General features: G+C 70.3%; 22 protein-coding genes. 15 read left to right on the plus strand and 7 right to left on the minus strand.

All coding sequences use genetic code 11. From position 1 onward, the window contains the following. Positions 1 to 210 precede the first annotated feature (210 nt). Entirely contained in the window at positions 211 to 849 is a 639-nt protein-coding gene (locus E3O32_RS13950) for a hypothetical protein (protein ID WP_134510424.1), read from the plus strand. A 156-nt stretch (positions 850 to 1,005) separates the two neighbouring features. Here E3O32_RS13950 and E3O32_RS13955 read toward each other — a convergent pair whose 3' ends face one another. Continuing rightward, positions 1,006 to 1,962 (minus strand): GlxA family transcriptional regulator, encoded by a 957-nt coding sequence (locus E3O32_RS13955; RefSeq protein WP_134510425.1) that lies wholly within the window; start codon positions 1,960 to 1,962, stop codon positions 1,006 to 1,008. Between the two features lie 119 nt (positions 1,963 to 2,081). Here E3O32_RS13955 and E3O32_RS17325 point away from each other — a divergent pair, with 119 nt between their 5' ends. From E3O32_RS17325 to E3O32_RS13985, 7 genes are all read left to right on the plus strand, one after another. Beyond that, positions 2,082 to 2,219 carry a hypothetical protein gene (locus tag E3O32_RS17325; RefSeq protein WP_166788743.1) on the plus strand — a complete coding sequence of 46 codons (138 nt, stop codon included), beginning with the start codon at positions 2,082 to 2,084 and terminating at the stop codon, positions 2,217 to 2,219. Between the two features lie 55 nt (positions 2,220 to 2,274). After that, positions 2,275 to 3,249 (plus strand): UDP-glucose 4-epimerase GalE, encoded by a 975-nt coding sequence (galE, locus tag E3O32_RS13960; protein ID WP_134510426.1) that lies wholly within the window; start codon positions 2,275 to 2,277, stop codon positions 3,247 to 3,249. 144 nt (positions 3,250 to 3,393) lie between these two features. Beyond that, positions 3,394 to 3,714, plus strand: a complete 321-nt coding sequence (locus tag E3O32_RS13965) for a WhiB family transcriptional regulator (protein ID WP_134510427.1) — start codon at positions 3,394 to 3,396, stop codon at positions 3,712 to 3,714. Positions 3,715 to 3,871: 157 nt separating this feature from the next. Next, the gene (locus tag E3O32_RS13970; RefSeq protein WP_134510428.1) at positions 3,872 to 6,982 is read left to right on the plus strand and encodes a glycosyltransferase; all 3,111 of its coding nucleotides are present in this window, start codon (positions 3,872 to 3,874) and stop codon (positions 6,980 to 6,982) included. Further along, positions 6,972 to 8,456 carry a DUF5719 family protein gene (locus E3O32_RS13975; RefSeq protein WP_134510429.1) on the plus strand — a complete coding sequence of 495 codons (1,485 nt, stop codon included), beginning with the start codon at positions 6,972 to 6,974 and terminating at the stop codon, positions 8,454 to 8,456. Before E3O32_RS13970 ends, E3O32_RS13975 begins: the two co-directional genes overlap by 11 nt. Before the next feature lie 63 nt (positions 8,457 to 8,519). Then, a complete protein-coding gene (locus E3O32_RS13980; protein ID WP_198417573.1) occupies positions 8,520 to 9,425 on the plus strand; it encodes an MTAP family purine nucleoside phosphorylase in 906 nt (301 codons plus the stop codon). After that, entirely contained in the window at positions 9,422 to 10,489 is a 1,068-nt protein-coding gene (locus E3O32_RS13985; RefSeq protein WP_134510430.1) for an NAD-dependent epimerase/dehydratase family protein, read from the plus strand. Before E3O32_RS13980 ends, E3O32_RS13985 begins: the two co-directional genes overlap by 4 nt. 52 nt (positions 10,490 to 10,541) lie before the next feature. Here E3O32_RS13985 and E3O32_RS13990 read toward each other — a convergent pair whose 3' ends face one another. Together E3O32_RS13990 and E3O32_RS13995 are read right to left on the minus strand one after the other, a co-directional pair. After that, positions 10,542 to 11,690 (minus strand): sensor histidine kinase, encoded by a 1,149-nt coding sequence (locus tag E3O32_RS13990; protein WP_134510431.1) that lies wholly within the window; start codon positions 11,688 to 11,690, stop codon positions 10,542 to 10,544. Next, complete coding sequence (locus tag E3O32_RS13995; RefSeq protein ID WP_241974966.1) at positions 11,690 to 12,433, minus strand: response regulator transcription factor; 744 nt, start codon at positions 12,431 to 12,433, stop codon at positions 11,690 to 11,692. Before E3O32_RS13995 ends, E3O32_RS13990 begins: the two co-directional genes overlap by 1 nt. Positions 12,434 to 12,542: 109 nt before the next feature. Between E3O32_RS13995 and E3O32_RS14000 the strand changes: the two genes are divergently transcribed. The 3 genes from E3O32_RS14000 to E3O32_RS14010 are packed head-to-tail and all read left to right on the plus strand — an operon-like array spanning position 12,543 to position 14,562. After that, entirely contained in the window at positions 12,543 to 13,211 is a 669-nt protein-coding gene (locus E3O32_RS14000; protein WP_134510433.1) for a glycosyltransferase family 2 protein, read from the plus strand. Next, positions 13,208 to 13,849, plus strand: a complete 642-nt coding sequence (locus tag E3O32_RS14005) for a TIGR04282 family arsenosugar biosynthesis glycosyltransferase (protein WP_134510434.1) — start codon at positions 13,208 to 13,210, stop codon at positions 13,847 to 13,849. Before E3O32_RS14000 ends, E3O32_RS14005 begins: the two co-directional genes overlap by 4 nt. After that, complete coding sequence (locus E3O32_RS14010; RefSeq protein ID WP_134510435.1) at positions 13,846 to 14,562, plus strand: class I SAM-dependent methyltransferase; 717 nt, start codon at positions 13,846 to 13,848, stop codon at positions 14,560 to 14,562. The genes E3O32_RS14005 and E3O32_RS14010 overlap by 4 nt, the downstream gene beginning before the upstream one ends. Here the strand turns inward: E3O32_RS14010 and E3O32_RS14015 are convergent. Both E3O32_RS14015 and E3O32_RS14020 read right to left on the minus strand, forming a co-directional pair. Continuing rightward, positions 14,559 to 15,068 (minus strand): hypothetical protein, encoded by a 510-nt coding sequence (locus E3O32_RS14015; protein ID WP_134510436.1) that lies wholly within the window; start codon positions 15,066 to 15,068, stop codon positions 14,559 to 14,561. The genes E3O32_RS14010 and E3O32_RS14015 overlap by 4 nt on opposite strands. Further along, positions 15,065 to 16,318 carry a molybdopterin-dependent oxidoreductase gene (locus E3O32_RS14020; RefSeq protein WP_241974970.1) on the minus strand — a complete coding sequence of 418 codons (1,254 nt, stop codon included), beginning with the start codon at positions 16,316 to 16,318 and terminating at the stop codon, positions 15,065 to 15,067. The genes E3O32_RS14015 and E3O32_RS14020 overlap by 4 nt, the downstream gene beginning before the upstream one ends. 123 nt (positions 16,319 to 16,441) lie before the next feature. On the opposite strand from E3O32_RS14020, the gene E3O32_RS14025 reads away from it, so the two are divergent. Next, positions 16,442 to 17,845, plus strand: coding sequence for a glycosyltransferase 87 family protein (locus E3O32_RS14025; RefSeq protein WP_166790867.1), 1,404 nt, complete (start codon positions 16,442 to 16,444; stop codon positions 17,843 to 17,845). 67 nt (positions 17,846 to 17,912) lie between these two features. Here E3O32_RS14025 and E3O32_RS14030 read toward each other — a convergent pair whose 3' ends face one another. Together E3O32_RS14030 and E3O32_RS14035 are read right to left on the minus strand one after the other, a co-directional pair. After that, complete coding sequence (locus E3O32_RS14030; protein WP_134510439.1) at positions 17,913 to 18,593, minus strand: hypothetical protein; 681 nt, start codon at positions 18,591 to 18,593, stop codon at positions 17,913 to 17,915. Between the two features lie 274 nt (positions 18,594 to 18,867). Then, complete coding sequence (locus E3O32_RS14035; protein WP_134510440.1) at positions 18,868 to 19,320, minus strand: metallopeptidase family protein; 453 nt, start codon at positions 19,318 to 19,320, stop codon at positions 18,868 to 18,870. A 43-nt stretch (positions 19,321 to 19,363) separates the two neighbouring features. On the opposite strand from E3O32_RS14035, the gene E3O32_RS14040 reads away from it, so the two are divergent. From E3O32_RS14040 to ahcY, 3 genes are all read left to right on the plus strand, one after another. Then, positions 19,364 to 19,582: a DUF3499 family protein gene (locus tag E3O32_RS14040; protein ID WP_134510441.1), complete on the plus strand. Its 219-nt coding sequence runs from the start codon at positions 19,364 to 19,366 to the stop codon at positions 19,580 to 19,582. Between the two features lie 200 nt (positions 19,583 to 19,782). After that, positions 19,783 to 21,258, plus strand: coding sequence for an amino acid permease (locus E3O32_RS14045; protein WP_134510442.1), 1,476 nt, complete (start codon positions 19,783 to 19,785; stop codon positions 21,256 to 21,258). Positions 21,259 to 21,382: 124 nt separating this feature from the next. Continuing rightward, complete coding sequence (gene ahcY / locus E3O32_RS14050; RefSeq protein ID WP_134510443.1) at positions 21,383 to 22,870, plus strand: adenosylhomocysteinase; 1,488 nt, start codon at positions 21,383 to 21,385, stop codon at positions 22,868 to 22,870. The last annotated feature ends 123 nt before the right edge of the window (positions 22,871 to 22,993 follow it).

Below are 22,993 nucleotides of genomic sequence, written 5' to 3' on the forward strand. Positions count from 1 at the left end.
TGGTACTCGGTCCCCTCCGCGCCACGGTTCGCCGCGGAGGCATTCAGGATCGGCGGCCGCCTGGCCGGGTTGAGTTGCCTGAGCACCTGGGGAATCTGGACCCCGGAGACCAGAAAGATCCACGTCACGGTGCCCGATGCCGCCCGCGGACTGCGAAGGCCCACTGACATGCGGGCGCCGTTTGATCGAGCAGACGGTCACCGATATCGCGTGACCTGGAATGATGCCGCGACCGATCGGCACGCGTCATTCCGGTGGCGAACGAGCGTGATCGATGCGCTCGTGCATGTGCTGGAAAACCACGACCGGGTCACGTCGATAGTGTGTCTTGACGCGGCACTGCACAGCAGGGAGGAGGGTGGTGCCGGGATCGTGGAGTCGGATCTCGACGAGATCTTCGCCCGCGCCCCTCAACGGGTTCAGGCCTGGCGCTCGCAGGTCGATGGGCGTGCGGGTTCAGGCGGCGAGACGGAATTCCGTCTTCTCGCGCTCGAGGCCGGAATCCCGTTCGTTCCCCAGCCTTTTGTCGCGGGTGTCGGTTTCCTGGACGGCCAAATCGGGCCGTCGGTCTTCGTCGAGGTCGATGGTGCGAATTGGCACGACAACCCGGAGGCCTTCGCCGTCGACCGCGAACGCGACATCCTCGTGGCGGGCAAGAACGGGCGTGTCCTGCGGTTCAGCTATCCTCTGTTCCGCCGCAAATGGCAGCTCTGCGCAGCGGCCATGGCCAATGCCCTCGCCGACGATTACCGGCTGGCGAAGCAGACGGAATTCCCGGCCTTCCCCTGGCGCATGCAGCCCCGCCCGGCCTCACGCCCGCCCCGCCCGGCCGACGTCGACGCCCCCTGACCTGCAGACGCTGTCCTCCCGAGCGGTGCCAGCCGGTCAAATTCGACGGACTTTTTGCCGTTTTGCTGTCAGATATCCGGAAAAAACCGTGATTTGCGCAAAATTACCGTCGAATTCGACGGGCACGGGGCGAAACGGATGCCGCGCCCGGCCGGGTCAGCCGACGCGGCTGCCGCCGAACGTGCGACGGTACGCCGTCGGGGTGGTCTGGAGCACCTTGACGAAGTGGTGCCGCATCACCGCCGCGGCCCCGAAACCGGTGTCCGCGGCCACCTCCTCGAGGCTGCGCGAGGTCTCCTCGAGCAACTGCTGGGCTCGGAGCAGGCGCTGGCGGTTCAGCCACGCGGTCGGCGTCGTGCCCAACTCGGCGCGGAACCGGCGGGCGAACGTGCGCGGTGACATCAGGGACCGGCGGGCCAGGCTGTCGACGGTGAGTTCCCGATCGAGGTTGTGCAGCATCCACTCGGTGACCGCGGCGAACGAGTCGCTCGGGCACTCGGTGACCGGGGCCTGAATGAACTGGGACTGCCCGCCGTCGCGCTGCGGCGGCACGACCATGCGCCGGGCAATGATGTTCGCAGCCGCGGCGCCGAGCTCCTTGCGCACGATGTGCAGGGCGGCGTCGATGCCGGCCGCGGTCCCGGCGCCCGTGACGACCTTCCGGTCCTCCACGAACAGAACGTCGGGGTCGACCTCGGTCTGCGGATAGGCCCGGGCCAGGGCGTCGGTGTACATCCAGTGGGTGGTGCTGCGCCTGCCGTCGAGGATGCCCGCCGCCCCCAGCACGAACGCCCCGCTGCAGACGCTGAGCACCCACGCTCCGCGAGCCTCCGCCTCGCGTACGACCCGAAGGATGTCGGGGTGGATGCCGGCGCCCTCCTGGTAGGCCGGGATGGCGACCAGATCGGCGTCGTCTGCCGCGGCGAGGCCTTCGGTGACCACGATGTCGAAGCCGAGCTTCGTGCGCACCGGCCCGGGCTCGGCGGCCGTGACGTGGAAGTCGAAGACGGGACCGCCGTGCTCGCTCCGGTCGATCCCGAAGACCTCGCAGATGACGCCGAACTCGAACGGCGCCATTCCCGGCATGGTGACGCAGACGACCTTGCTGAGCATGAGTATTCCCTTTTCGAAAAGGACGAGCGTGGAGCCGGACGGGCGGATGGCAGGAATCCGACGATTCGTGGCAATCCTGCCACTGGCGGCAGGAAAACACAATACGTAGAATTTCTGCCATGATCATCCTCACTATGGCCATCGTGTTGCTCGTCGTCTGGGGCGTCGTCGCCACCATTCTCGGTCTCGGCAACGACGGGCTGGGCCGGCCGGAACTCGCGGATCGGAACCGGGGACCGGAGATGCGGCAGGGCTGAGGCTAGGCTGGACGCGCGGCAATGCAGGGTTGACGCACGATTCTGCGAGGTTCAGATGGCTTGGCTTGTCACCGGCGGCGCCGGCTATATCGGTTCGCACATCGTGCGTGCCTTCCTCGCCGAGGGGATCGACGTCGTCGTCGTGGACGACCTCTCCAGCGGGCACGCGGAGTTCGTGCCGGATTCGGTTCCGTTCGTCCAGGGCGACATCCTGGACGGCGACCTCCTGATGCGCACCTTCGCCGAACACGACGTCACCGGTGTCGTGCACGTCGCCGGGTTCAAGTACGCCGGCGTCTCGGTGCAGCGCCCGCTGCACACCTATCGGCAGAATGTGACCGCGACGGCCACCCTCCTCGCGGCGATGCAGGAATCCGGAGTCAACCGGATGGTGTTCTCCTCCAGTGCCGCCGTCTACGGCACCCCGCACACCGACCTCGTCACCGAGGACACACCGAAGAGCCCCGAGTCGCCCTATGGCGAGTCCAAGCTGATCGGCGAGTGGCTACTGCGAGACCAGGGCATCGCGGCCGGGCTCACGCACACCTCACTGCGCTACTTCAACGTGGTCGGCTCCGGCGCGCTGGAGCTGCGCGACACCAGCCCCCACAACCTGTTCCCCCTGGTCTTCGACGCCCTGATCGACGGACGCACCCCGAGCATCAACGGCAAGGACTACGCCACACCCGACGGCACCTGTGTTCGCGACTACATCCACGTGGCCGACCTCGCCGTGTCCCACGTTGCTGCGGCCAGGCGGCTGGATGCCGGTCAGCCGATCCTCCCGCTGTACAACCTCGGCAGCGGCGATGGCGTGTCGGTGGGCCAGATCATGTCGACCGTCTCCGCCGTGACCGGGATCGAGTTCACGCCGGTGATCGGCCCTCGCCGGCCCGGCGACCCGGACCGGATCGTCGCGTCGGGCGAGCTTGCCGCCCGGGACCTCGACTGGGAGATGCGGCACAGCCTCGAAGACATGGTGGGCAGCGCCTGGGCGTCCCGGCAGGCGGCATCCGCCCCGCACATCTGACCCAATCTCGCGAATCGGCGAGTCGAAACTCTCCAGCCAATATTGAGGGTTTAGGATCTGCGACTTGACGGCAGGGAATTACACGGCTGTAATTAGGGCTGACGGGTAATTCGGGCACATTTTTGCAGTGGGGTGGGAGACGATATGACGCAGTCTGAGTATCGTTCCGGGGTTCCTGAGGACTGGTTCATTGACCCGGTTCGTTTGGGTGTCCCCGGAGTTCGCAAGGAAACCGGCGACGGCGATCCGTTGTCGTGGCAGTCGGATTCGCTGTGCGCGCAGACCGACCCTGAGGCGTTCTTCCCTGAGAAGGGTGGCTCCACCCGCGATGCGAAGAAGATCTGCTCCTCCTGCGAGGTGAAGACCCAATGCCTGCAGTACGCGCTCGCGAACGACGAACGCTTCGGCATCTGGGGTGGCCTCTCCGAACGCGAACGGCGCAAACTGCGCAAACGCGCCAGCTGACCCGGCGCGCGGCGCGGCCGTCCCGGTCGGCGCCCCGCGCGGCACCAGGGTTCCCCGCTTCGCCCCCTCCGACGTCGACCCATCCGGGCGGCGGATTTCAGGCGCGCCCCAGCGCTTCCGCGACGTTCGGCGCGGACCAACCTAGGCTGTGACCGATATGCATGCCAGAGTCACCGCCATCCTTGTTGCCCGAAACGGCTCAGAGCACCTCGAGACAACCCTCGAGGCGCTGAGCCGGCAGACACGTCAGCCCGACGTCGTCATCACCGTTGACTGCGGATCCACGGACAACAGCGCCGCGCTGCTGGCTGCCTACGGCCCGACTCATTTCATCTCCGCCGACTCCGACCTCACCTTCGGGGAGGCCATCGCCGCCGCGGTGCGCGTGACGGCGCCTCCCGAATCCGACGGCGAGATGCTCTGGCTCCTGGCCCAGGACAGCGCCCCCGAGCCGGGCGCCCTCGCCGCGATGCTCGGTGAGCTCGAGATCGCCCCCTCGGTGGCCGTGGCCGGCCCCAAGGTGATGGACTGGCACGTCCGCGACTACATCCACGAATTCGGGCAGTCGATGACACCCGGCGGCGCGACCGTGACCCTCGTCGAAAGCGAACTGGACCAGGGGCAGCACGACGGCATGAGCGACGTGCTCGCCGTCAGCGCCGGGGGGATGCTCGTGCGCCACACCGTCTGGGAACGCCTCGGCGGCTTCGACCCGGCACTGCCCTCGGCAGATGACTCCCTCGACTTCTGCGTGCGCGTGCGGATGGCCGGGTACCGCGTCTCCGTGGTGGCCGCCGCACGCATCGCGTCCGCCGGCGACGGTGTGGCCGGCCCCAGCGGGTCCTCACGCGGCCGGGCACGCCGCAAACGCGTCCGCGCCGTGCGCGCCGCCCAGCTCCACCGCCGCCTCGTCTATTCCCAGGGCTGGATGATCCCGGTGCACTGGCTCGGTCTGGTCCCCCTGGCGTTGTTCCGGTCCGTGGGACAGCTGTTGCAGAAGGAACCCGGCGCCGTCCTCGGCGAGTTCTCGGCCGCGTTCGCCGCGGCCTTCAGCGGGATCCGGGTCTCCGCCGCGCGGCGCCGTTTCGCCGCGACCCGCACGCTGGGCTGGGGCTCGATCGCCAGCCTGAGAGTGTCCTCGGCCGAGGTGCGCCGCCGGCACGCGCTCAAACGGGAGACCAGCCTCACCGGGGCGAGGGGCGACCGGCCCGAGATCCGGTTCTTCGCAGGCGGCGGAGCCTGGACGGTGATCGCCGCGGCTGTTGCCGGGGTCGCCATCCTGGCCCCCCTGCTCGGGGCCCGCACCCTCACCGGCGGTGGGCTGCTGCCGTTGTCGGGCACCCCCGCCGGGTTGTGGGCTGCCGTCGGCTACGGCTGGCGGGACATCGGACTCGGTTTCGTCGGCGCGGCAGACCCGTTCGCGGCTGTCCTGGCGATCCTCGGCTCGCTCACCTTCTGGTCACCCTCCTTCGCGCTCGTCCTGGTGTACTTCCTCGCCCTGCCGGTGGCGGCGCTCGGCGCCTGGCTCGCGGCAAGCCGTCTCTCGCACCGGGCCTCGATCCGGGCCGTCGCCGCCGCGCTGTGGATCCTCGCCCCGACGTTCCTCAGCGCCCTCGCGGCGGGCCGCCCCGCCGCGATTCTCGTGCACCTGCTCCTCCCGTGGCTGTTCTTCGCCGGCTACGCGGCCGCCCGGTCCTGGTCGGCGTCCGCCTCGGCCGCGCTGTTGTTCGCCGCGATCGTCGCCTGCGCGCCGTCGCTGGCCCCCGCCCTGATCGTGGCCTGGCTGGTGTCCATCCTGGCCAGCGGCCGAGCGGTCATGCGCTACCTCGGCATCCCCCTGCCCGCGCTCGCCCTGGCCGCACCCCTGATCTGGGACCAGGGCCTGCGCGGCAACTGGCTCGCACTGATCGCCGACCCCGGGGCGCCGGTGCCGAGCGCCGCCGTCTCCGTCTGGCAGCTCCTGCTCGGCTTCCCGACCGGTGAGCTCGGCGGCTGGACCCCCCTGCTCGAGATGCTCGGACTGCCCGGTGTCCACGCGTCCATCCTTGTTCCGGTGCTGCTCATCCCGCTGGCCCTGCTCGCGGCCGTCTCGCTGTTCCTTCCCGGCGCGCGGGGCGCCAGCTTCGCGTTCCTGGCCGTGTTGCTCGGCCTCGGCACCGCTGTCGCCTCCACCCACCTGTTCCTCTCCTCGGTTGGATCCCAGTCGGTGAACGTCTGGCCGGGAGCCGGACTCAGCCTGGCCTGGCTCGGTCTCGTCGGCGCGGTCGTGTTCGCGCTTCGCAGCATGCCGCGGTTCTCGATCGCGCCGGCGGTCAGCGCGGTCATCGCCCTGGTGATCGTGGCGGCCCCCCTGATCGCGGCCCTGCCGCTCGGCACCAGCGTCGTGCAGGAAGGCACCGACAGGACCCAGCCGGCATTCGTCGCGGCCGAGGCCCGAACGGATGCCCGGGTCGGCACCCTGCAGATCGTGCCCCAGCCGGACGGCGGCATCCTGGCCACCATCGTTCGCGGTGACGGCGCCACCCTGGACCACCAGGCGACCCTGAGCAGCACCGACGGCTCCCTCTCCGCCTCCGAACGGGACCTGGCGACCCTGGCCGGCAACCTTGCCTCCCGCAGCGGGCTGGATGCCGCCGGCGGACTGGCCGACTTCGGCATCCGCTTCGTGCTCCTGCGCCCGGCAGCGGTCGTGCCGACCGGACCGGGCAGCGCGGCCCCGGCCAGCTCCGCCGCGCTCGAGACGGCCGGGCGCTCGACGACCGCGCTGGACGGTGACGCTGCCCTCGTCCCGGTGGGCGATACCGCCTTCGGCCGGCTCTGGCGGCATGACGCCGCGGCCGTGCCCGGTGCCGCAGGCGAGATCCCCCGCAACGCCGGCGGCCTTCTCGGCCTGGTCTTCGCGCTGGTCGCGGCCGTCGTCATCGGAGCGACAGTGCTGCTCTCGATTCCAACCGGCGCGGGCCCGGAGGCCGTGCGCCAGGCGAACCGGGACGCGATCCGGCAGACGGCCAGGGCCGACGCACGCACGAAGAAGGCAGACGCCCGGGAACTGAAACGGGCAGCGAAGGCGAAGGCGCCCGCCGTGACCGACGCCGGGAAACCAGCCGACGAAACCGCTGTCGATGTGGCCGATACCGACGCCATCCTCGCCGATGACGCCCCCGCCGACGAACGCGCGGCCGACGAACCCCCGGCCGACGAGCGCCCGGCCGACGAACCCCCGGCCGAACCGACGACCCCCCTGGAGGAGGATGACGATGCCAAGTAGACGTAGGGTCGCCCTCTTCGGGGCCCGGGCACTGGCCGGCACGGTGGGTCTGGCCGTCGCGGTCGTCGTCGTCGGCGCCGCGGCGGTCGTGCCGTGGCCGACGCTCGATAGGGCTCCGGCATCCGTTCTCGTCGCGCCAGTGCCGACGGAACAGCAGCGGGTCTGCCCCGGCCCCCTGCTGACCCTCGCCGAGGACTCGAGCCAGGCCCAGGCCGCCACGTCCGTCGGCCCGGCGGATGCCGAGTTCGGCGCCAACGCGACCTCGGCCGGATCCGACTGGATCCGTCCGTCGTCCACGGAGCTCGCGGCACCCGATAACGCGAAGAGCGACGTGGACGGCGCACCGCGCCTGGTTCGGGTGCCCGTGCAGGATGGGGCGACCACGGTTCCGCTCGTCGGGGCCAGCCAGTCCCAGACCGCGGCGACCGATTCGCTCGCCGGCCTCGCCGTCGCTGCCTGCGCCGAAGCCGTCAGCGATGCCTGGCTTGTCGGCGGGTCCACCGATGTGGGCCGCACCAGTCTTGTCCTGCTCAGCAATCCCAGCACCGTCGTCGCGGCCGTCGACCTGGCGGTCTACGGCGAGGCCGGCCTGGTGAACGCGCCCGGGTCGACCGGGATCCTGGTCCAGCCCGGCGCACAGCGGATCGTCTCCCTCGCCGGACTGGCCCCGAACCTCCGTTCCCCGGTCGTCCACGTCTCCTCTCACGGCGGCCAGGTTGCCGCGGCCCTCGAGCAGAGCGTGGTCCGGGGCCTCGAACCAGGCGGCGCCGAAATCGTGGGGTCGTCGGCCGTGCCGGGGCTCACCCAGCGGATCGCAGGCCTGCTCATCACCACGCAGGCGGCGGTTGCGGCGACGGACAGCACGGGGATCGCCGAGGACACCCCGTCTGTGCGGATTCTCGTCCCCGGCGACACCGCCGCCACCGTGGAGCTGGGCGTGGTGGGTGCGGGCGGACAACAGGTCGGAATCGAAAGCGAAGAGGGCAAACCTGGCGGGTCCTCGCTGCAGGTCGAGATCCAGCCCGGAATCGCCACGGAGGTTCCGCTGGTCGGACTCATACCAGGTGCCTACTCGGTCGAACTCCGGTCGGACCAGCCGATAGTGGCCGCGGCCCAGGCGTCCTCGGTCGGAACCGCCGGCAAGGACTTCGCCTGGTTCTCGGCCTCCGGAACGCTCGACGACGACTTCCTCGTCGCCGTCGCCCCCGGACCCGGCCCGGCGCTCCACCTCGTGAACACCGCCGACGAGGACGCCACCTACACCGCGACCCCCGAGACGGGCCAGCCGGTCACGGTGACCGTGCCGGCCGGTGAGTCAGGAACGCTGCCGCTGACGGCATCCGCCCGCTACCTCGTCTCCGGCGGCCGAACGACCGTCGCCTCGGTCGGCTATTCCGGGGCCGGGCTGGTGTCATCCTTCACCCTCGGCCAGGCCGGGCCGCTGGCCGCGCCTATCCAAGTCTACCCCCACTGATAAAGCCCGCCGCCGGTGCTGGCAGACTGGTCTGACGTGTCCCTTGAACCTCTGGAGCCAGCAGTGACCAGCACCGACGCCCCGCCCCGCCCCCCGGCGATCGAGCCGGTCGCCATCGCCGTGATCGGGGGCTCCGGCCTCTACCGATTGTTCGACGACGCAACGTCCACCTCGGTCGAGGTGGACACGCCGTACGGTCCTCCCTCGGCTCCGATCACCATCGGTGAGCGCGCCGGCCGACGGGTCGCGTTCCTGCCCCGGCACGGCGGCGGGCACTCCGCTGCCCCGCACCTGATCAACTACCGGGCGAACATCTGGGCGCTCGCCTCACTCGGCGTCACCGCCATCATCTCGTCCTCGGCCGTCGGCGGTGTCAGCCCCGAGTACCCGCCGGGCCTGCTCGTCGTGACCGACCAGTTCATCGACCGCACGTCCGGCCGTGCCGACACCTTCTTCGACCGGGGGAGCGTCGCGCACCTTGCGGCGGCCGACCCGTTCGACCCGATCCTGCGCCGAACCGCCGTCGCGGCCCTCGCCGGCCTCGACGAGGACTTCGCTCCGTCCGGCACCGTCGTCGTGATCCAGGGGCCGCGGTTCTCCACCCGGGCGGAATCGCTCTGGTTCCGGGCCGTGGGGGCGCACATCGTCAACATGACCCAGTACCCCGAGGTGGTGCTCGCCTCCGAGCTGAACATCGGAACGGTCAACCTGTCGTTCGTGACCGACGCCGACGCCGGGCTGTCCCCGGAGGCCGGGCTGTCCCCGGGGGAGGGGGCCGACGCGGATGCCGTCTCCGCCACGCTCGTCTTCGCCCGGCTCGCCGACGCCCAGCCGCGCATCCTCGCCGCCATCGACGCGATCCTGCGCTCCGTTCCCGGGGACTTCGCGCCCCGGCAACTGATCGACCCTGGGCAGGTCGCCGCGGTGCTCGCCCGGCCGGCCGCCCCGGGAGCCGGGCTCCCGCTGTGAACGCCCCGCGCCTGCTCGTCACCGGTGGTGCCGGCTTCATCGGCGGCGCCGTCGTCACGGCCGCACTCGAGCACGGGTGGAGCGTGCGCGTGCTCGACTCCCTCCGCAGCGACGTGCACGGGGCGCTGCCCCTCGTCGACCCGCGGGTCGACGTCATCGTCGGCGATGTGACCGATCCCGGCGTCGTCGCTGTCGCGCTGCGGGGGATCGACCTCGTCTGCCACCAGGCCGCGAAGGTCGGGCTCGGCGTGGACTTCTCCGATGCCCCGGACTATGTCAGGAGCAACGAGGTGGGTACGGCCGTGCTCCTGGCCGCGATGACGGCAGCCGGCATCGACCGGCTGGTGCTGGCCTCGTCAATGGTTGTCTACGGCGAGGGCAGCTTCCGCGGTTCCCGCGGCCCGGCCCGGCCGGGGCCGCGCCGGGTCGCCGACCTGACGGCCGGCGTCTACGACCCGGTGGACGAGGTCACCGGCGAACGACTCGAACCCGCGCTCACCACCGAGGAGGACCCGCTCGACCCGCGCAACGTCTATGCGGCCACCAAACTCGCCCAGGAATACCTGGCCTCGGCCTGGGCCCGGGCGACCGGCGGCCGGGTCGCCGCACTGCGCTACCACAACGTGTACGGCCCCGGGATGCCGCAGAACACGCCGTACGCCGGCGTCGCCTCCCTGTTTCGCTCGGCCCTCGAGCGCGGCGAGGCACCCCGCGTGTTCGAGGACGGCGCCCAGCGCCGCGACTTCGTGCACGTCGCGGACATCGCCTCGGCCAACCTCGCCGCACTCGACTGGACCGGCGACAGCCCGGCATCCACCTTCCGGGCCTTCAACGTCGGCAGTGGCACCGTGCACACCATCGGTGACCTGGCCGAGGCGCTCAGCCGCGCCTCCGGCGGGCCTGACCCCGTGGTCACCGGTGAGTTCCGGCTCGGGGACGTGCGGCACATCACCGCGTCGTCCGAACGCATCCGCACCGAACTCGGCTGGTCCCCGACGGTGACCTTCGAGCGCGGCGTCGCGGAATTCGCCACCGCCCCGTTGCGGGCCGCCGTGCGGCGCTGAGGCGCAACGGCCCATCCGGAACGGCCCATCCGGAACGGCCCGCCCGGTCGGGTCAGCCCGCCGCGACCGGATGCCGGGGCAGCAGCACGTCGAAGCGGCAGCCGCCCGGCACGTTGCGCACCACGACCTCGCCGCGATGGGCCCGCACGATGCCCTGCACGATCGCCAGACCGAGCCCGGCCCCGCCCGACCGGGTCGGCTCCGAAGCCGGGGTGCGCGGTTCGCTCGCGCGCCAGCCGGCCTCGAAGACGCGGCCGAGGTCCTGTTCCGGGATACCGCCGGCGGAGTCCTGCACCGAGATCACGGCGCGTCCGTCGTCGTTCTCGGTGACCGACACCACGATCTCCAGTCCGGCCGGGGAATGCTGGATCGCGTTCATGACCAGGTTCCCGACCACCCGCGACAGCTCGCGTGGGTCGGCAAGGATGGTCAGACCGGTTTCGCCTTCGAACCGGAGGTCGAGGGACTTCGCCCGGGCGACCGGCCAGAACCCGGCGACGGTGTCACTGATCAGGTCGTAGAGGGAGACCGGTTCCACGGCCAGCCGCAGTGTGCCGGAGTGGATCCGCGACAACTCGAACAGGTCGTCGACCATCCCGGAGAGCCGGTCGACCTGGCCGCGCATCTGCGCGTAATACCGGTCGGGGTCCTCCGCCATGCCGTCCTCGAGGGCCTCGGCCATCGCCCGGATGCCCGCCAGCGGTGTGCGCAGGTCGTGCGAAATCCAGGCGATCAGTTCCCGGCGTGACTCCTCCACCCGGTTCTCCCGCGCCCGGGACTCGGCCAGGCGCTCGCCCGTCGCCGCCAGCTCACCGGCCAGCGCCGCGAACTCGGTGTTGCTGTGCCGGTCCGCCGCAACGACCCGTTCGCCGCGGCCGAGGCTCGCCGCGGCCGAACGCAGCTCACGACCCTCCCGCACCAGGCTGCGGCCGAGCACCGCGGACATGACGAGCGACACCAGGCCGGCCACTCCCGCGACCCAGTAGAAGACGGTGACGTCGTGGGTGGAGACGTACATCTGCGAGGCGACCGCCGCCATCCCGCCCACCACGGAGACCACCGCGGCGAGGGCGACGACCATCAGCTGCAGCACGAGGGAGGCACGGGACAGCATCCGCAGGGCCAACAGGCCGAGCGCGCCGACGACGACCGCGCTGGCGAGAGCGAACAGGGTCACGGTGGCCAGGACGTCCAGGGTCATCAGTCTCTCCGTTCCTCAGGTGCCGCTTCCGGGCGGCCGAGGAGCACCGGGTCGAACCGGTAGCCGACCCCCCAGACCGTGTTCAACAGCCGCGGATGCGCAGAGTCGGCCTCGATCTTCTCCCGCAGCCGGCGCACATGCACGGTGACCGTGGACAGGTCTCCGAATTCCCAGCCCCAGACCGAACGCAGCAGGTCCTCCCGGCTGAGGACCTTGTGCGGCCGCCCGATCAGGTAGGCGAGCAGGTCGAACTCGCGGGCGGTGAGTACCAGGGGCTCCCCGTTCAGCCGCACCTCGTGGGCAGACGAGTCCAGCGTGAAGTCGCCGACGCTGACCAGTCCCTCCGGGACGAAACCGGCGACATTGCGGCGGAGCACCGAGTGAACACGGAGCACCAGCTCGCGCGGCGAGAACGGCTTGGCCAGGTAGTCGTCGGCGCCCGCCTCGAGGCCGTCGATCCGGTCCTCCTCCTGGTTGAGTGCGGTGAGCATGATCACCGGGATCGACCAGGTCGCACGGATCCGCCGGCACACCTCGATGCCGTCCAGCAGCGGCAGCATCCGGTCGAGCACGACCAGGTCGGGGCGGAGCTCCTCGGCCTTGCGGAGCCCGTCGGGTCCGTCCGGGGCCTCGTCCACGATGAAACCGGCGGCACGCAGGTAGCGGCTGACGATTTCGGAGACCGTCGGGTCGTCGTCGATGACGAGGACGCGCCGGTCCTGGCGCACAGCTGATGTAGTCACGATCTCAGGATAGAGCCGTGCTGCTCCGCTCCCGGGCCCCGCCCGATCGTTCCTCAGCCTGTAATCTTCTCGAGGCGTTTCAGCCTTTCCGCCGCCATAGTGTCGAACCATGACTGTGATCCGGGTGGACCTCGTGCTGCCGTGCCTGAACGAAGCGGGTGCCCTTCCCTGGGTGCTGTCCCGTCTGCCGGAGGGCTACCGCGCCATTGTGGTCGACAACGGCTCCACCGACGGGTCGGCCGCAATCGCGGCCGCGGCCGGGGCGCTGGTGGTGTTCGAGGAACGGCGAGGATTCGGTGCCGCCGCGCATGCCGGCCTGCTGGCGGCGACCGCGCCGATCGTCGCCTTCTGCGATGCCGACGCGTCGATGGACCCTCGGGAACTCCCTCTGGTCGTGGACCCGGTGCGCGCGGGGGAGGCCGACCTGGTGCTCGGCCGCCGCCGGGCGAGCACGTCGAAGGCGTGGCCGTGGCACGGCCGGATCGCCAATACCAGTCTGTCCTGGCGACTGCGCCGAATAACCGGTGTGAACATCCATGATCTCGGCCCCATGCGCGCCGCGCGACGCGAAGACCTGCTCTCCCTCGACCTCCGGGACCGCCGCAGCGGCTATCCCCTGGAGATGTTCCTCCGTGCCGCGGCTGCCGGCTGGCGCATCCGCGAAGTGGACACCACCTATTCGCCGCGGGTCGGCCGCAGCAAGGTGACCGGAACGGTGCGGGGAACGCTCACCGCGATCGCGGACATGTCCGCCCTCCTCAGGGAGACCCGCCGATGACGATCCTGGTGGTCATCGCCAAGGAATGCCTGCCCGGCAAGGTCAAGACCCGGCTGCACCCGCCGCTCAGCCTCGCCCAGGCGGCCGAGCTCGCCGCCGCGAGCCTGGACGACACCCTGCGGGCTGTGTCGAGCCTGCCGGCCACCCGCCGCATCCTTGCCTTCGACGGCATCGTGCCGCCCGGCGCGGCCGCGGGATTCGAGATCCTGCCCCAGGTCGCCGGGGGCCTCGACGAACGCCTCGCCGCGATCTTCGACCACTGCGACGAACCGACCGTCCTGATCGGGATGGACACGCCTCAGGTCACCACCGCACTCCTCGAACCGGTCTTCACGGACTGGACCGACGACGTTGACGCCTGGATCGGCATCGCCGACGACGGCGGATTCTGGGCGCTCGCGCTCGCCGAGCCGCGGGGGGACCTCATTCGCGGCATCCCGATGTCCCAGGGCGACACCGGTGCCCGCCAGCTCGAGCGGCTGCGCGCGGCCGGACTGCAGGTGGCGTTCCTCCCCACCCTCACCGATGTGGACACGATCGACGACGCGCACGCCGTCGCGGGCATCGCCCCCGACGGCGGCTTCGCCCGGGTGCTGGCCACCATGCTCGGGCCGGATGAGAACGGAAAGACCCGATGACGCTCCTGGCCCGGACCGACGCCCTGGACGACGCCCTGGGCGAGCTCTTCGAACCGTCGACCTTCGGTGCCGGCGGGGCCGAGCCCTACGCGGCGGCGCTGCGGAACGCGGAGAATGTGCTCTACCTGCGCCGCGCCCGGTCGGAGCCGCACGCCCTGCCGTTTGTGATCGACGCGGGACGGTGGAGCGCGGATGCCGACGCCACCGACCTCCGTCTCCTCGCCGGAATCACCGGTCCGGTGCTCGACATCGGCTGCGGGCCCGGTCGGATGGTGCGCGCGGCGATGGGCCTCGGCCTCTCCGCCCTCGGCATCGACGTGTCGGCGACCGCGGTGCGGATGGCCGTGGACTCGGGGCTGAGCGTGTTGCGCCGCAGCGTTTTCGACCCCATGCCGCTCGAGGGCGCCTGGGCGGCCGCGCTGCTCGTGGACGGCAACATCGGCATCGGCGGCGACCCGTCCGCCCTGCTGGAGCGTTGCGCGGCCCTGCTCGCCCCGGACGGCGCGCTGCTGGTGGAGCTGAGCCAGGACCCCGACACCGACGACCGCTACGACGGCACGATCGAGGATGCCTCCGGCGGCCGGAGCGCCGTCTTCCCCTGGGCCGAACTCGGCCTGGCCGGCCTGCGTGAGCGTGCCGGCGACGCCGGACTGTTCGTCGCCGAGGACTGGCGGCAGGGCGGTCGCTGGTTCGCCCGGTTGCTGCGCGCTTAGCGCGACGGCCGCCGGCCGGCCCGGCTGGCGCGCGCGTAGAGCGCGGCGGACGCCGCCGTGCCCAGCACCGCGATCACGACCCAGAAGACGGCGAGATTCGTGCCGTAATCCAGCGGGAGCACGGTCGGGTTCTCCGGGGCCCGACCCTGGGTCTGCGCCACGATCTCGGGCACGACGATCAGCGTCATGATCGAGCCCAGAACGATCGCGCCCTGGAGGACGGCGACGACCGTGCCGGCCAGTCGCCGGCCCGCGCGGCGCAGCAGCACCCCGCCGAAGAAGACGACGGGGGCGATGACGGCGTCGTGGACGAGGATCGCCGCCCCGACCCAGAGGGCCACGCCGGGAAGCCGGGCGATCCGCACGGTGTCCACCATGACCCAGGCACCCCAGGCAAGGCCGGCGGCACCGAGCAGGACGAGGGTGGCGCGGGCCACGCGCATGCCCCGGCCGGGAGCCGCCCGCTCCGGGGTCAGGGCGACGGATGCTGTGCTGACCTGGTTCATGCGGTGATCGCCTCGATTCGACTCAGCCATTTCGTCTGCAACACGCCCGGCCGGCCGGGGGCGATCATCCGCGCCGGGTAGCCGTGCTCGAGGTCGAGGGTCTCACCGTTGAGCTCGAGCGCCACCAGGGTGAGCGGGTCCCGCACGTACTCCGGGCCCATCTGGGTCTGCCGGAAACTGCCGCGTTCCTCCAGGCTGACCAGCTTGAACGAGGTGTCCTCGCCGGCGCCGACCAGATCGGCGAGGTCGCGCAGCCGAACACCGCGCCAGGCGGCCATCTGGCTCCAGCCCTCGACGCAGGCGATGGGGAGCGTGACTTCGGTTTGCGGCATCCGTTCGAGCTCGGTCCGGGTGAAACTGCGTTCCACGCCGCCGTGGGCGACCGTGAGCACCCACCCCGCGATGACCGCCTCGGTGACATTCGCCTGCTTCGAGGTGCGGTTGACGGGGACGCCCTGCTGGCCGACCCCCTTCTTGCGCGGACCGAAGGCGTTCACCGCGTCGAGCGGTGCGAACGTCTGGCCGGCGGTCAGCCCGACAACCGCGGCGACGGCGACGCCGACCGTGGCGAGGAATCCGCGGCGGCTCACCTTCTCGGCGGCCGGCGGGGTGGCGTCCAGGTAGGCGATGAGCCGGCCGGTCAGCCCGGTCGGCCGGCTGCTGCCCCACCGGCGCTCAGCCTCGGTGCCCGCGACACGTTCGGCGGGCACCGCATCGGTGAGGTGGTCGGTGCCAGGCCCGTAATCTGTTCGTTTGCGCCAGAACCGGGCGATGATCGGCAGCTTGATGCCGATGTGCAGCGCCAGCGAACCGATCAGCACCCAGGCCAGGGCGAAGTGCACCTGCCGGAACGGGAACGGCCACGGGTACCACTGGTACGTGTTGAGCAGCCCGATCGTGATCTGCACGAGGGATGCGCCCACGAACAGGGCGATCGACGCCCGCTCCAGGAGGTGCACGAAGGAACGCACCGGCGGGTAGGCGAAGAGGTCGGGGAACACGACGTAGAGCTTGGCCAGCAGCAGCGGAAAGCACGCCATCCCGGCGATGATGTGGGTGCCCTCGGTGAACTGATAGAGGAACTCCGGCCTGGTGGGGAAACGCATCCCCGGCAGCGGCTGTTGCAGGAAGTGGCTGTACAGCCCGGTGCCGAAGCAGACCAGGAACGCGGCGCCGAGCAGACGGCCGATCACTGTCGCCATCCGCGGGTTGCGCGCCGGCGACGCCAGGGATCGCTGGGCTTCGTACATCAAACGGCGCATAGTCCATTGCACCAGTTTCGAGCGGCCGGGGCGGCCCGGAATCCTTACGGTTCGATGACGCGCGCAGGCCTGGGTCCGGTGGCCGGCCCGGGACTCCGACAGGATGGCAGTGTGCGAATCACTGTCGTCTCCCTGCTCCTTGCCGCCATCGCGGCGCTCACCGGGTTCGGGGTGGCGAACTTGGACCTGTTCGCACCCGGCCGCGACACGGTGCCGCTTCTATTCTCCCTCGCGGTCGTCTGGCTGCTGTTCGCCGCCGCGGTGATCGCGCTCCGGGGCGTCCGCGGGCGGGCGGTCGTGGTGCTCATCCTGGCCGGTTCGATCGGGATCGGCGCCGCCGCCATGATCGGGCCACCCAACACGAGCACCGACTCTGCCCGGTATGCCTGGGACGGAATCGTGGCGAACGCCGGCGTGTCGCCGTATGCGTATGTGCCCTCCGACCCTCGCCTCGATTCCCTGAGGCCGGACTGGCTGTTCCCGGCCCCGCAGATCGGGGCTGACGGATCCGCCCGCTGCGTCGGCGAGCGTATCCAGACCGTGCACCGGGACGGGCCGGACGAGGTGCTCTGCTCGGCGTTGAACCGTACCAGCGTCCCCACCATCTACCCGCCCGCCGCCGAACTGTACTTCGCCGGAGTGCGTATGGTCACCGGGCCGGGTCCGGCCTATTGGCCGTTGCAGCTAACCGGGCTGCTGCTCAGCGTCGGCACCACCGTGATGCTCCTGTTCGGGATGCGCCGCCGCGGCATCGACCTGCGCCGTGCCGCGCTGTGGGCGTGGTGCCCGCTCGTGGCATCCGAGGCCGTCACCAACTCCCACGTGGACCTGCTCGGAGTCGTCTTCACCCTCGCCGCCGTCTTCCTGGTCACCCGGGAACGCTACTGGAGGGGCGGCATCGCCCTCGGCGCGGCGATCGCCACCAAACTGATCCCGGTGATCGCGGCCCCGGCGTTGCTCCGCAGGCAGGGCTGGAAGGTGATCGTGGCCGCCGTCGTCACCTTCCTCGTTCTGTACGTCCCCTACGTCCTCACCACCGGAATCGGGGTCCTCGGCTACCTGCCCGGCTACCTCACCGAGGAGGGGTACCAGGACGGCACCCGGTTCGCGCTCGTTTCGCTGGTCGCGCCCGGCGGTGCCGGGGTCTACGTCGTCGCCATCCTGCTCGCCGGAGTCGCCGCACTCACCCTGTGGAAGACCGATCCGGCCCAACCCTGGCTCGGCCAGCTCCTGATGATCGGCAGCACGTTGATCATCCTCAGCCCCCGCTACCCGTGGTACGCCCTGCTGCTCGTGCCGTTCGTCGCCCTGAGCGGCCGGTGGGAATGGCTCGTCGTGCCGATCGCGCTGAGCATCCGGATGCTGGTGCCGTCCGTGCAGCTCACCCGGGTGACCCTCGCCGTGGCGGTCATCCTCATCGTGGCCATGGCGTTCCGCCGGGCCGGTCCGGGTGCGGCCGAACGCCTGCTCCGCTGGAGGCCGTTCCGGGGGAGACCGCCCGGTCGATCGGCCTGAGGCACGCAGAAAGGCGCCTTCGTCCAGAGACGAAGGCGCCTTTCCTCTATACCGGGGTCGCGGGGTGCTACTTGGTGGCGACGGTGATCTTCGCGATGCCGACGAGGAGCTGGTCGGCGACGGCCTCCGTCTTGAACGTGCTGTTCAGCAGGCCGGCGGCCTCGGCGGAGATGTGCACGGTGGTGCCTTCGAGGATGGCGTTGTCGCCGTCCATCTGCAGCGGCTTGAGCGTGCCGCCGTAGAGGTTGAAGAGCAACACCTGGGTGGCCGCGGAGGTGCCGTTGACGCTGACGTCACCGAACAGCTTCGAGGAGCCGGGGTCGATGGTGAAGTTGGTCAGTTCGACCGTCGTGTCGCCGGCGGTCAGCGAGAAGCCGGAACCCTCGTGCTCGATCGAGCCCTGGACGAACGGACGGTAGCTCTCGTTCGGGTCGTAGTAGTCCACGTTCCCGCCGGTGATCGGGAAGTGCAGGCTGCCGTCGACCAGGGTGGCGGTTCCGACGGTGCCGGGGGTGAGGCCCAGGCTGGTCAGCGCCGCGGCGAAGTCGGCGTCGAGGAGAACGGCGGTGTCGACGCCCTTGAGCGAGGGGATCGAGGCGACGGGCTTCGGGGTGGCCTCGGCGGAGGAGGACGCGGACGGCTTGGCGGCCGACCCGGTGGCCTCGGCGCCGCTGGAGCACGCGGCGAGGCCGGCGATGAGCAGTCCGGCAGTGGCGAGGCTGATGGTGGCCTTGGAGAATGAACGCATGGTGTGATCCCTTTGTCTGTGTGGTTGGTCTGTGGGGTGTTGCTGTGAAGGTGGAGCAGCTTGTGGTGCTGACAATGGTTCGGTTCGAACGCCGAATCGGTTTGGAAAAAACCCACACCGGTTCGAAATCTCCGGATCGGCCGCGTGATCACGCGGCTCTTCCGCGGATGGAGCGCCGCCGCCGCGGTCGCCCGGGCACGAAAAAGCGGCCGAGGAATCCTCGGCCGCGTGGGTGGGCTGTCGCCGGCCGGCGTTCGCCTGGCAGTGGCGGAAGCTAGAAGTGGCGGAACCGGTCCGGTGCCAGGTCCCAGGGGTCCTTGCCCAGCAGTTCCGCGATGGCGCGGAACACGCAGCTCTCGATGACCATCCTCCGGTGCAGGTCGTCATTGCGGTGCAGCCGGGTGAGGCGCTGGATCGGCAGCCGGTAGAAGACGATCCGGCGTTCCGCGGCGGTCACGGTCCACCGCTCGACCCCGACGCCGGGGATCACCGCGTACGGTCCGGCCGCCACCTCGAAGGTGACGTCGCTGAGTTCGTCCGGCCAGACCGAGCGCAGATAGTCGATGGTCGAGGCCAGCGTCATGTCGAACTGGCTGATCCTGGTCTGCAGAGGCGGCAGGAAAGGTCCGGTGACCGAGCTGCGGATGCCGCGGCCGTGCCGGTCACGGCCCCGGCCGCGTCGGGTCGGCGCGGGCGTCGGTGCGGCGGCGCGGCGGATTCGGGACATGGTCACATCCTAGTTCCGGCGCGGTGAGGGTAGCCTGAAGGCAATGTCTTCCAGGCCCTGTTCCCGCGTCGCCTGCCCGGATGAGTCCGTGGCTACCCTTACCTTCGACTACGGCGATTCGATGGCCGTGCTCGGGCCGCTTTCCCTGGTGCGGGAACCGCACAGTTTCGACCTGTGCGACCGGCACGCACGCCTCACCTCGGCGCCCCAGGGCTGGCAGCTCGTGCGGCTGCGCACGATGCCGGCTCAGCCTCGCGACTAGGTTCACGCTCGAACCGATCCCACCGGGCGGCGTTACGGTCAGGTTTCGGCCCGTGCCTGTCGGTGCGGGCCCCGTTACGGTCTGGTTTCGCGCCGCGCGTGTCGTTTCGGGCCTTCATGAGGCCGACATAGATTGAACGGACACCCCTGAACGAGTGCCCGGCCCGACCGGGTGCCCGTTCGCGATGACCTTGGAGTCTCATGGCGTTCCTGCCGAAAACCGACCATTCACCGGCGACGACGGGCGGGAGTGACAGCCAGCTCGCCCATACGCTCAAGCCGCGCCACCTCTCGATGATCGCCATCGCCGGGGTGATCGGGGCCGGCCTGTTCGTCGGTTCGGGGGCGGCCATCCAGCAGGCCGGGCCGGGCATCCTCGTCGCCTACGCCGCGGCCGGCCTTGTGGTGATCCTGGTCATGCGGATGCTGGGGGAGATGGCCGCCGCCCACCCGGAGACCGGCTCGTTTTCCAGCTACGCCGACAAGGCGCTCGGGCGCTGGGCCGGCCTGAGCATCGGCTGGTTGTACGCGTGGTTCTGGATCATCGTCCTCGGCATCGAGGCAACCGCGGGTGCCGCGATCGTGCACCGCTGGATCCCGGCGGTCGACCAGTGGGTGTGGGCGCTGGTGCTGATGGTGCTGTTGACCCTGACCAACGTCGCCTCGGTGAAGATGTTCGGTGAGTTCGAGTTCTGGTTCGCGTCGATCAAGGTGGCCGCCATCGCGATCTTCCTGCTGCTCGGCGTCGTCGCCATCCTGGGCCTGATGCCCGGACTCGACGCGCCGGGCCTCAGCAACCTCACGGGTCGCGGCGGGTTCTTCCCCAGCGGCAGCGGCGCGGTCCTCGGTGGCGTTCTCGTGGTCGTGTTCTCGTTCTTCGGGGCCGAGATCGCCACGATCGCGGCCGGCGAGTCCGAGAATCCGGTCGACGCCGTGAAGAAGGCGGTCAAGTCGACCGTCTGGCGCATCCTCGTCTTCTACATCGGGTCCATCGCCATCGTGGTCACCCTGCTGCCCTGGGACAGTGCTTCCGTCGCCAAGAGCCCCTACGTCGCAGTGATCGAGCTCTACGGCATCCCCGGCGCCGGCGCCATCATGGACGTCATCGTGCTGACCAGCGTGCTCTCCTGCCTGAACTCCGGGCTCTACACGGCGAGCCGGATGCTGTTCTCCCTGTCCGTGCGCGGCGACGCGCCGGCCGCCTGGTCCCGGGTCTCGACCAGTGGGGTGCCCCGCACCGCGGTGCTGGCTTCAACCGTGGTCGGCTTCATCACGGTGGGGCTCAACTACCTCGCCCCCGACACCGTGTTCCTGTTCCTGGTGAACACGTCCGGCGCGATCGCCCTGCTGGTCTGGCTCGTCATCGCCGTCTCCCAGCTCATCCTCCGCCGCCGGATGGGCGCGGAGGCCGCGGGCCGGCTTTCCCTGAAGATGTGGGCGTTCCCCTACCTCACCTGGTTCGCCATCGTCAGCATCGTCGCCCTGCTCGTCGGGATGGCCATTCTCGAGAAGACCAGGCAGGAACTGCTGATGTCGCTCCTCCTGGCCGCCGTCGTGGCCGGGATCGGCCTGTGGCGGTACCGGGGCGACACCCGCCCTGGGAAGGCTGCGCGCAAGACGGATGCTCTGGAACCCGCCCCCGACGCCGCAGGCGAACCGGTCGGCTCCGCCCGCTGAGCGCCCGTCCCCGGTCGAATTCGACGGAGATTTTCGCTGATTCGGCCCGGAATCCCGTTCTCGGGCCTGTTCTGGCCAAAATCTCCGTCGAATTTGACGAGGCAGGGGATGGCAGGATGGTGGTATGACTGTCGTCGCGTCCCCTTCATCCACCGTGCCCGCCTTCCGGATCGCCAATCTGGCGCTCGCCGAGGCCGGCCGCCACCAACTCCGCCTCGCGGAGAATGAGATGCCCGGGCTGATGGCCCTCCGCGCCGAATTCGGCGAATCGAAGCCGCTCGCCGGCGCCCGTATCGCCGGATCCCTGCACATGACGGTGCAGACCGCCGTGCTGATCGAGACGCTCGTCGCCCTCGGCGCCCAGGTCCGCTGGGCCAGCTGCAACATCTTCTCCACCCAGGACGACGCCGCCGCGGCCATTGCGGTCGGGCCCACGGGCACCCCCGAGGCCCCGGCCGGCGTTCCGGTCTTCGCCTGGAAGGGAGAGACGCTCGAGGACTACTGGTGGTGCACCGAGCAGATCTTCGACTGGAGCACCGAGGCCGCCGCCGCGGGGGAGACCTGGACCGGCCCGAACATGATCCTCGATGACGGCGGCGACGCCACGATGCTCGTGCACAAGGGCCGCGAATTCGAGCAGGCCGGCGCGGTGCCCGACGCCACGGAGGCCGACAGCCACGAATACCGGGTCGTCCTCGACGTCCTCCGCCGGTCGCTGGCCACGTCGACGGACCGCTGGACCGTCATCGCCGCCGCCATCGCCGGGGTGACCGAGGAGACCACGACCGGTGTGCACCGGCTCTACGAACTCGCCGGCGCCGGCAGCCTGCTCTTCCCGGCGATCAACGTGAACGACTCGGTCACCAAGTCGAAGTTCGACAACAAGTACGGCATCCGCCACTCGCTGCCCGACGGACTCAACCGGGCCACCGACGTGCTCATCGGCGGTAAGGTCGTTTTCGTCGCCGGCTACGGTGACGTCGGCAAGGGCGCCGCCGAGGCGCTCCGAGGCCAGGGTGCCCGGGTGATCGTGAGTGAGATCGACCCGATCAACGCCCTGCAGGCAGCGATGGACGGGTTCCAGGTCGCCCGGATCGAATCCGTCGTCGAACAGGTCGACATCTTCGTCAGCGGCACCGGCAACTTCAACGTCATCGGGGTCGACCACATGCTCCGGATGAAGCATCTCGCGATCATCGCCAACGTCGGTCACTTCGACAACGAAATCGACATGGCGGCGTTGGAATCCCTGCCCGGCGCGGTCAGGGTCGAGATCAAGCCGCAGGTGGACGAGTGGCACCTGCCGAGCGGACGCAGCGTTCTTGTGCTCTCGGAGGGACGCCTGATGAACCTGGGCAACGCCACCGGGCACCCCTCGTTCGTGATGAGCAACTCATTCACCAACCAGGTGCTCGCCCAGATCGAGCTGTACTGCTACCCGGAGAAGTACCCGGTCGGCGTGTACGTGCTGCCGAAGCACCTCGACGAGAAGGTCGCCAGGCTGCACCTGGACGCGCTCGGCGTCGAACTGACCGTGCTCACTCCCGCGCAGTCCGCCTACATCGGCGTGCCGATCGACGGCCCGTACAAGGTCGACCACTACCGCTACTGACGCCCGTCTCGTTCCCGCAGGTCGCGCGCCCGCATCCGTTCTCACCGAGCGGATGCGGGCGCGTCGTCGTTCTGCGCTTCGTACGAGGTACGCGGTTCGGGGTCGGGAGAGTGCAGTTTTTGC

It is taken from the genome of Cryobacterium mannosilyticum, from assembly GCF_004402705.1.
Classification (GTDB): Bacteria; Actinomycetota; Actinomycetes; order Actinomycetales; family Microbacteriaceae; genus Cryobacterium; species Cryobacterium mannosilyticum.

Bases quoted from the DNA above. Each gene is read 5' to 3' on its own strand.
- E3O32_RS13955 (WP_134510425.1), bottom strand. From the start codon at position 1,962: ATGCTCAGCAAGGTCGTCTGCGTCACCATGCCGGGAATGGCGCCGTTC.
- E3O32_RS17325 (WP_166788743.1), top strand. From the start codon at position 2,082: ATGATCATCCTCACTATGGCCATCGTGTTGCTCGTCGTCTGGGGCGTC.
- galE (WP_134510426.1), top strand. From the start codon at position 2,275: ATGGCTTGGCTTGTCACCGGCGGCGCCGGCTATATCGGTTCGCACATC.
- E3O32_RS13965 (WP_134510427.1), top strand. From the start codon at position 3,394: ATGACGCAGTCTGAGTATCGTTCCGGGGTTCCTGAGGACTGGTTCATT.
- E3O32_RS13970 (WP_134510428.1), top strand. From the start codon at position 3,872: ATGCATGCCAGAGTCACCGCCATCCTTGTTGCCCGAAACGGCTCAGAG.
- E3O32_RS13975 (WP_134510429.1), top strand. From the start codon at position 6,972: ATGCCAAGTAGACGTAGGGTCGCCCTCTTCGGGGCCCGGGCACTGGCC.
- E3O32_RS13990 (WP_134510431.1), bottom strand. From the start codon at position 11,690: ATGACCCTGGACGTCCTGGCCACCGTGACCCTGTTCGCTCTCGCCAGC.
- E3O32_RS14000 (WP_134510433.1), top strand. From the start codon at position 12,543: ATGACTGTGATCCGGGTGGACCTCGTGCTGCCGTGCCTGAACGAAGCG.
- E3O32_RS14005 (WP_134510434.1), top strand. From the start codon at position 13,208: ATGACGATCCTGGTGGTCATCGCCAAGGAATGCCTGCCCGGCAAGGTC.
- E3O32_RS14010 (WP_134510435.1), top strand. From the start codon at position 13,846: ATGACGCTCCTGGCCCGGACCGACGCCCTGGACGACGCCCTGGGCGAG.
- E3O32_RS14015 (WP_134510436.1), bottom strand. From the start codon at position 15,068: ATGAACCAGGTCAGCACAGCATCCGTCGCCCTGACCCCGGAGCGGGCG.
- E3O32_RS14020 (WP_241974970.1), bottom strand. From the start codon at position 16,318: ATGTACGAAGCCCAGCGATCCCTGGCGTCGCCGGCGCGCAACCCGCGG.
- E3O32_RS14030 (WP_134510439.1), bottom strand. From the start codon at position 18,593: ATGCGTTCATTCTCCAAGGCCACCATCAGCCTCGCCACTGCCGGACTG.
- E3O32_RS14035 (WP_134510440.1), bottom strand. From the start codon at position 19,320: ATGTCCCGAATCCGCCGCGCCGCCGCACCGACGCCCGCGCCGACCCGA.
- E3O32_RS14040 (WP_134510441.1), top strand. From the start codon at position 19,364: ATGTCTTCCAGGCCCTGTTCCCGCGTCGCCTGCCCGGATGAGTCCGTG.
- E3O32_RS14045 (WP_134510442.1), top strand. From the start codon at position 19,783: ATGGCGTTCCTGCCGAAAACCGACCATTCACCGGCGACGACGGGCGGG.
- ahcY (WP_134510443.1), top strand. From the start codon at position 21,383: ATGACTGTCGTCGCGTCCCCTTCATCCACCGTGCCCGCCTTCCGGATC.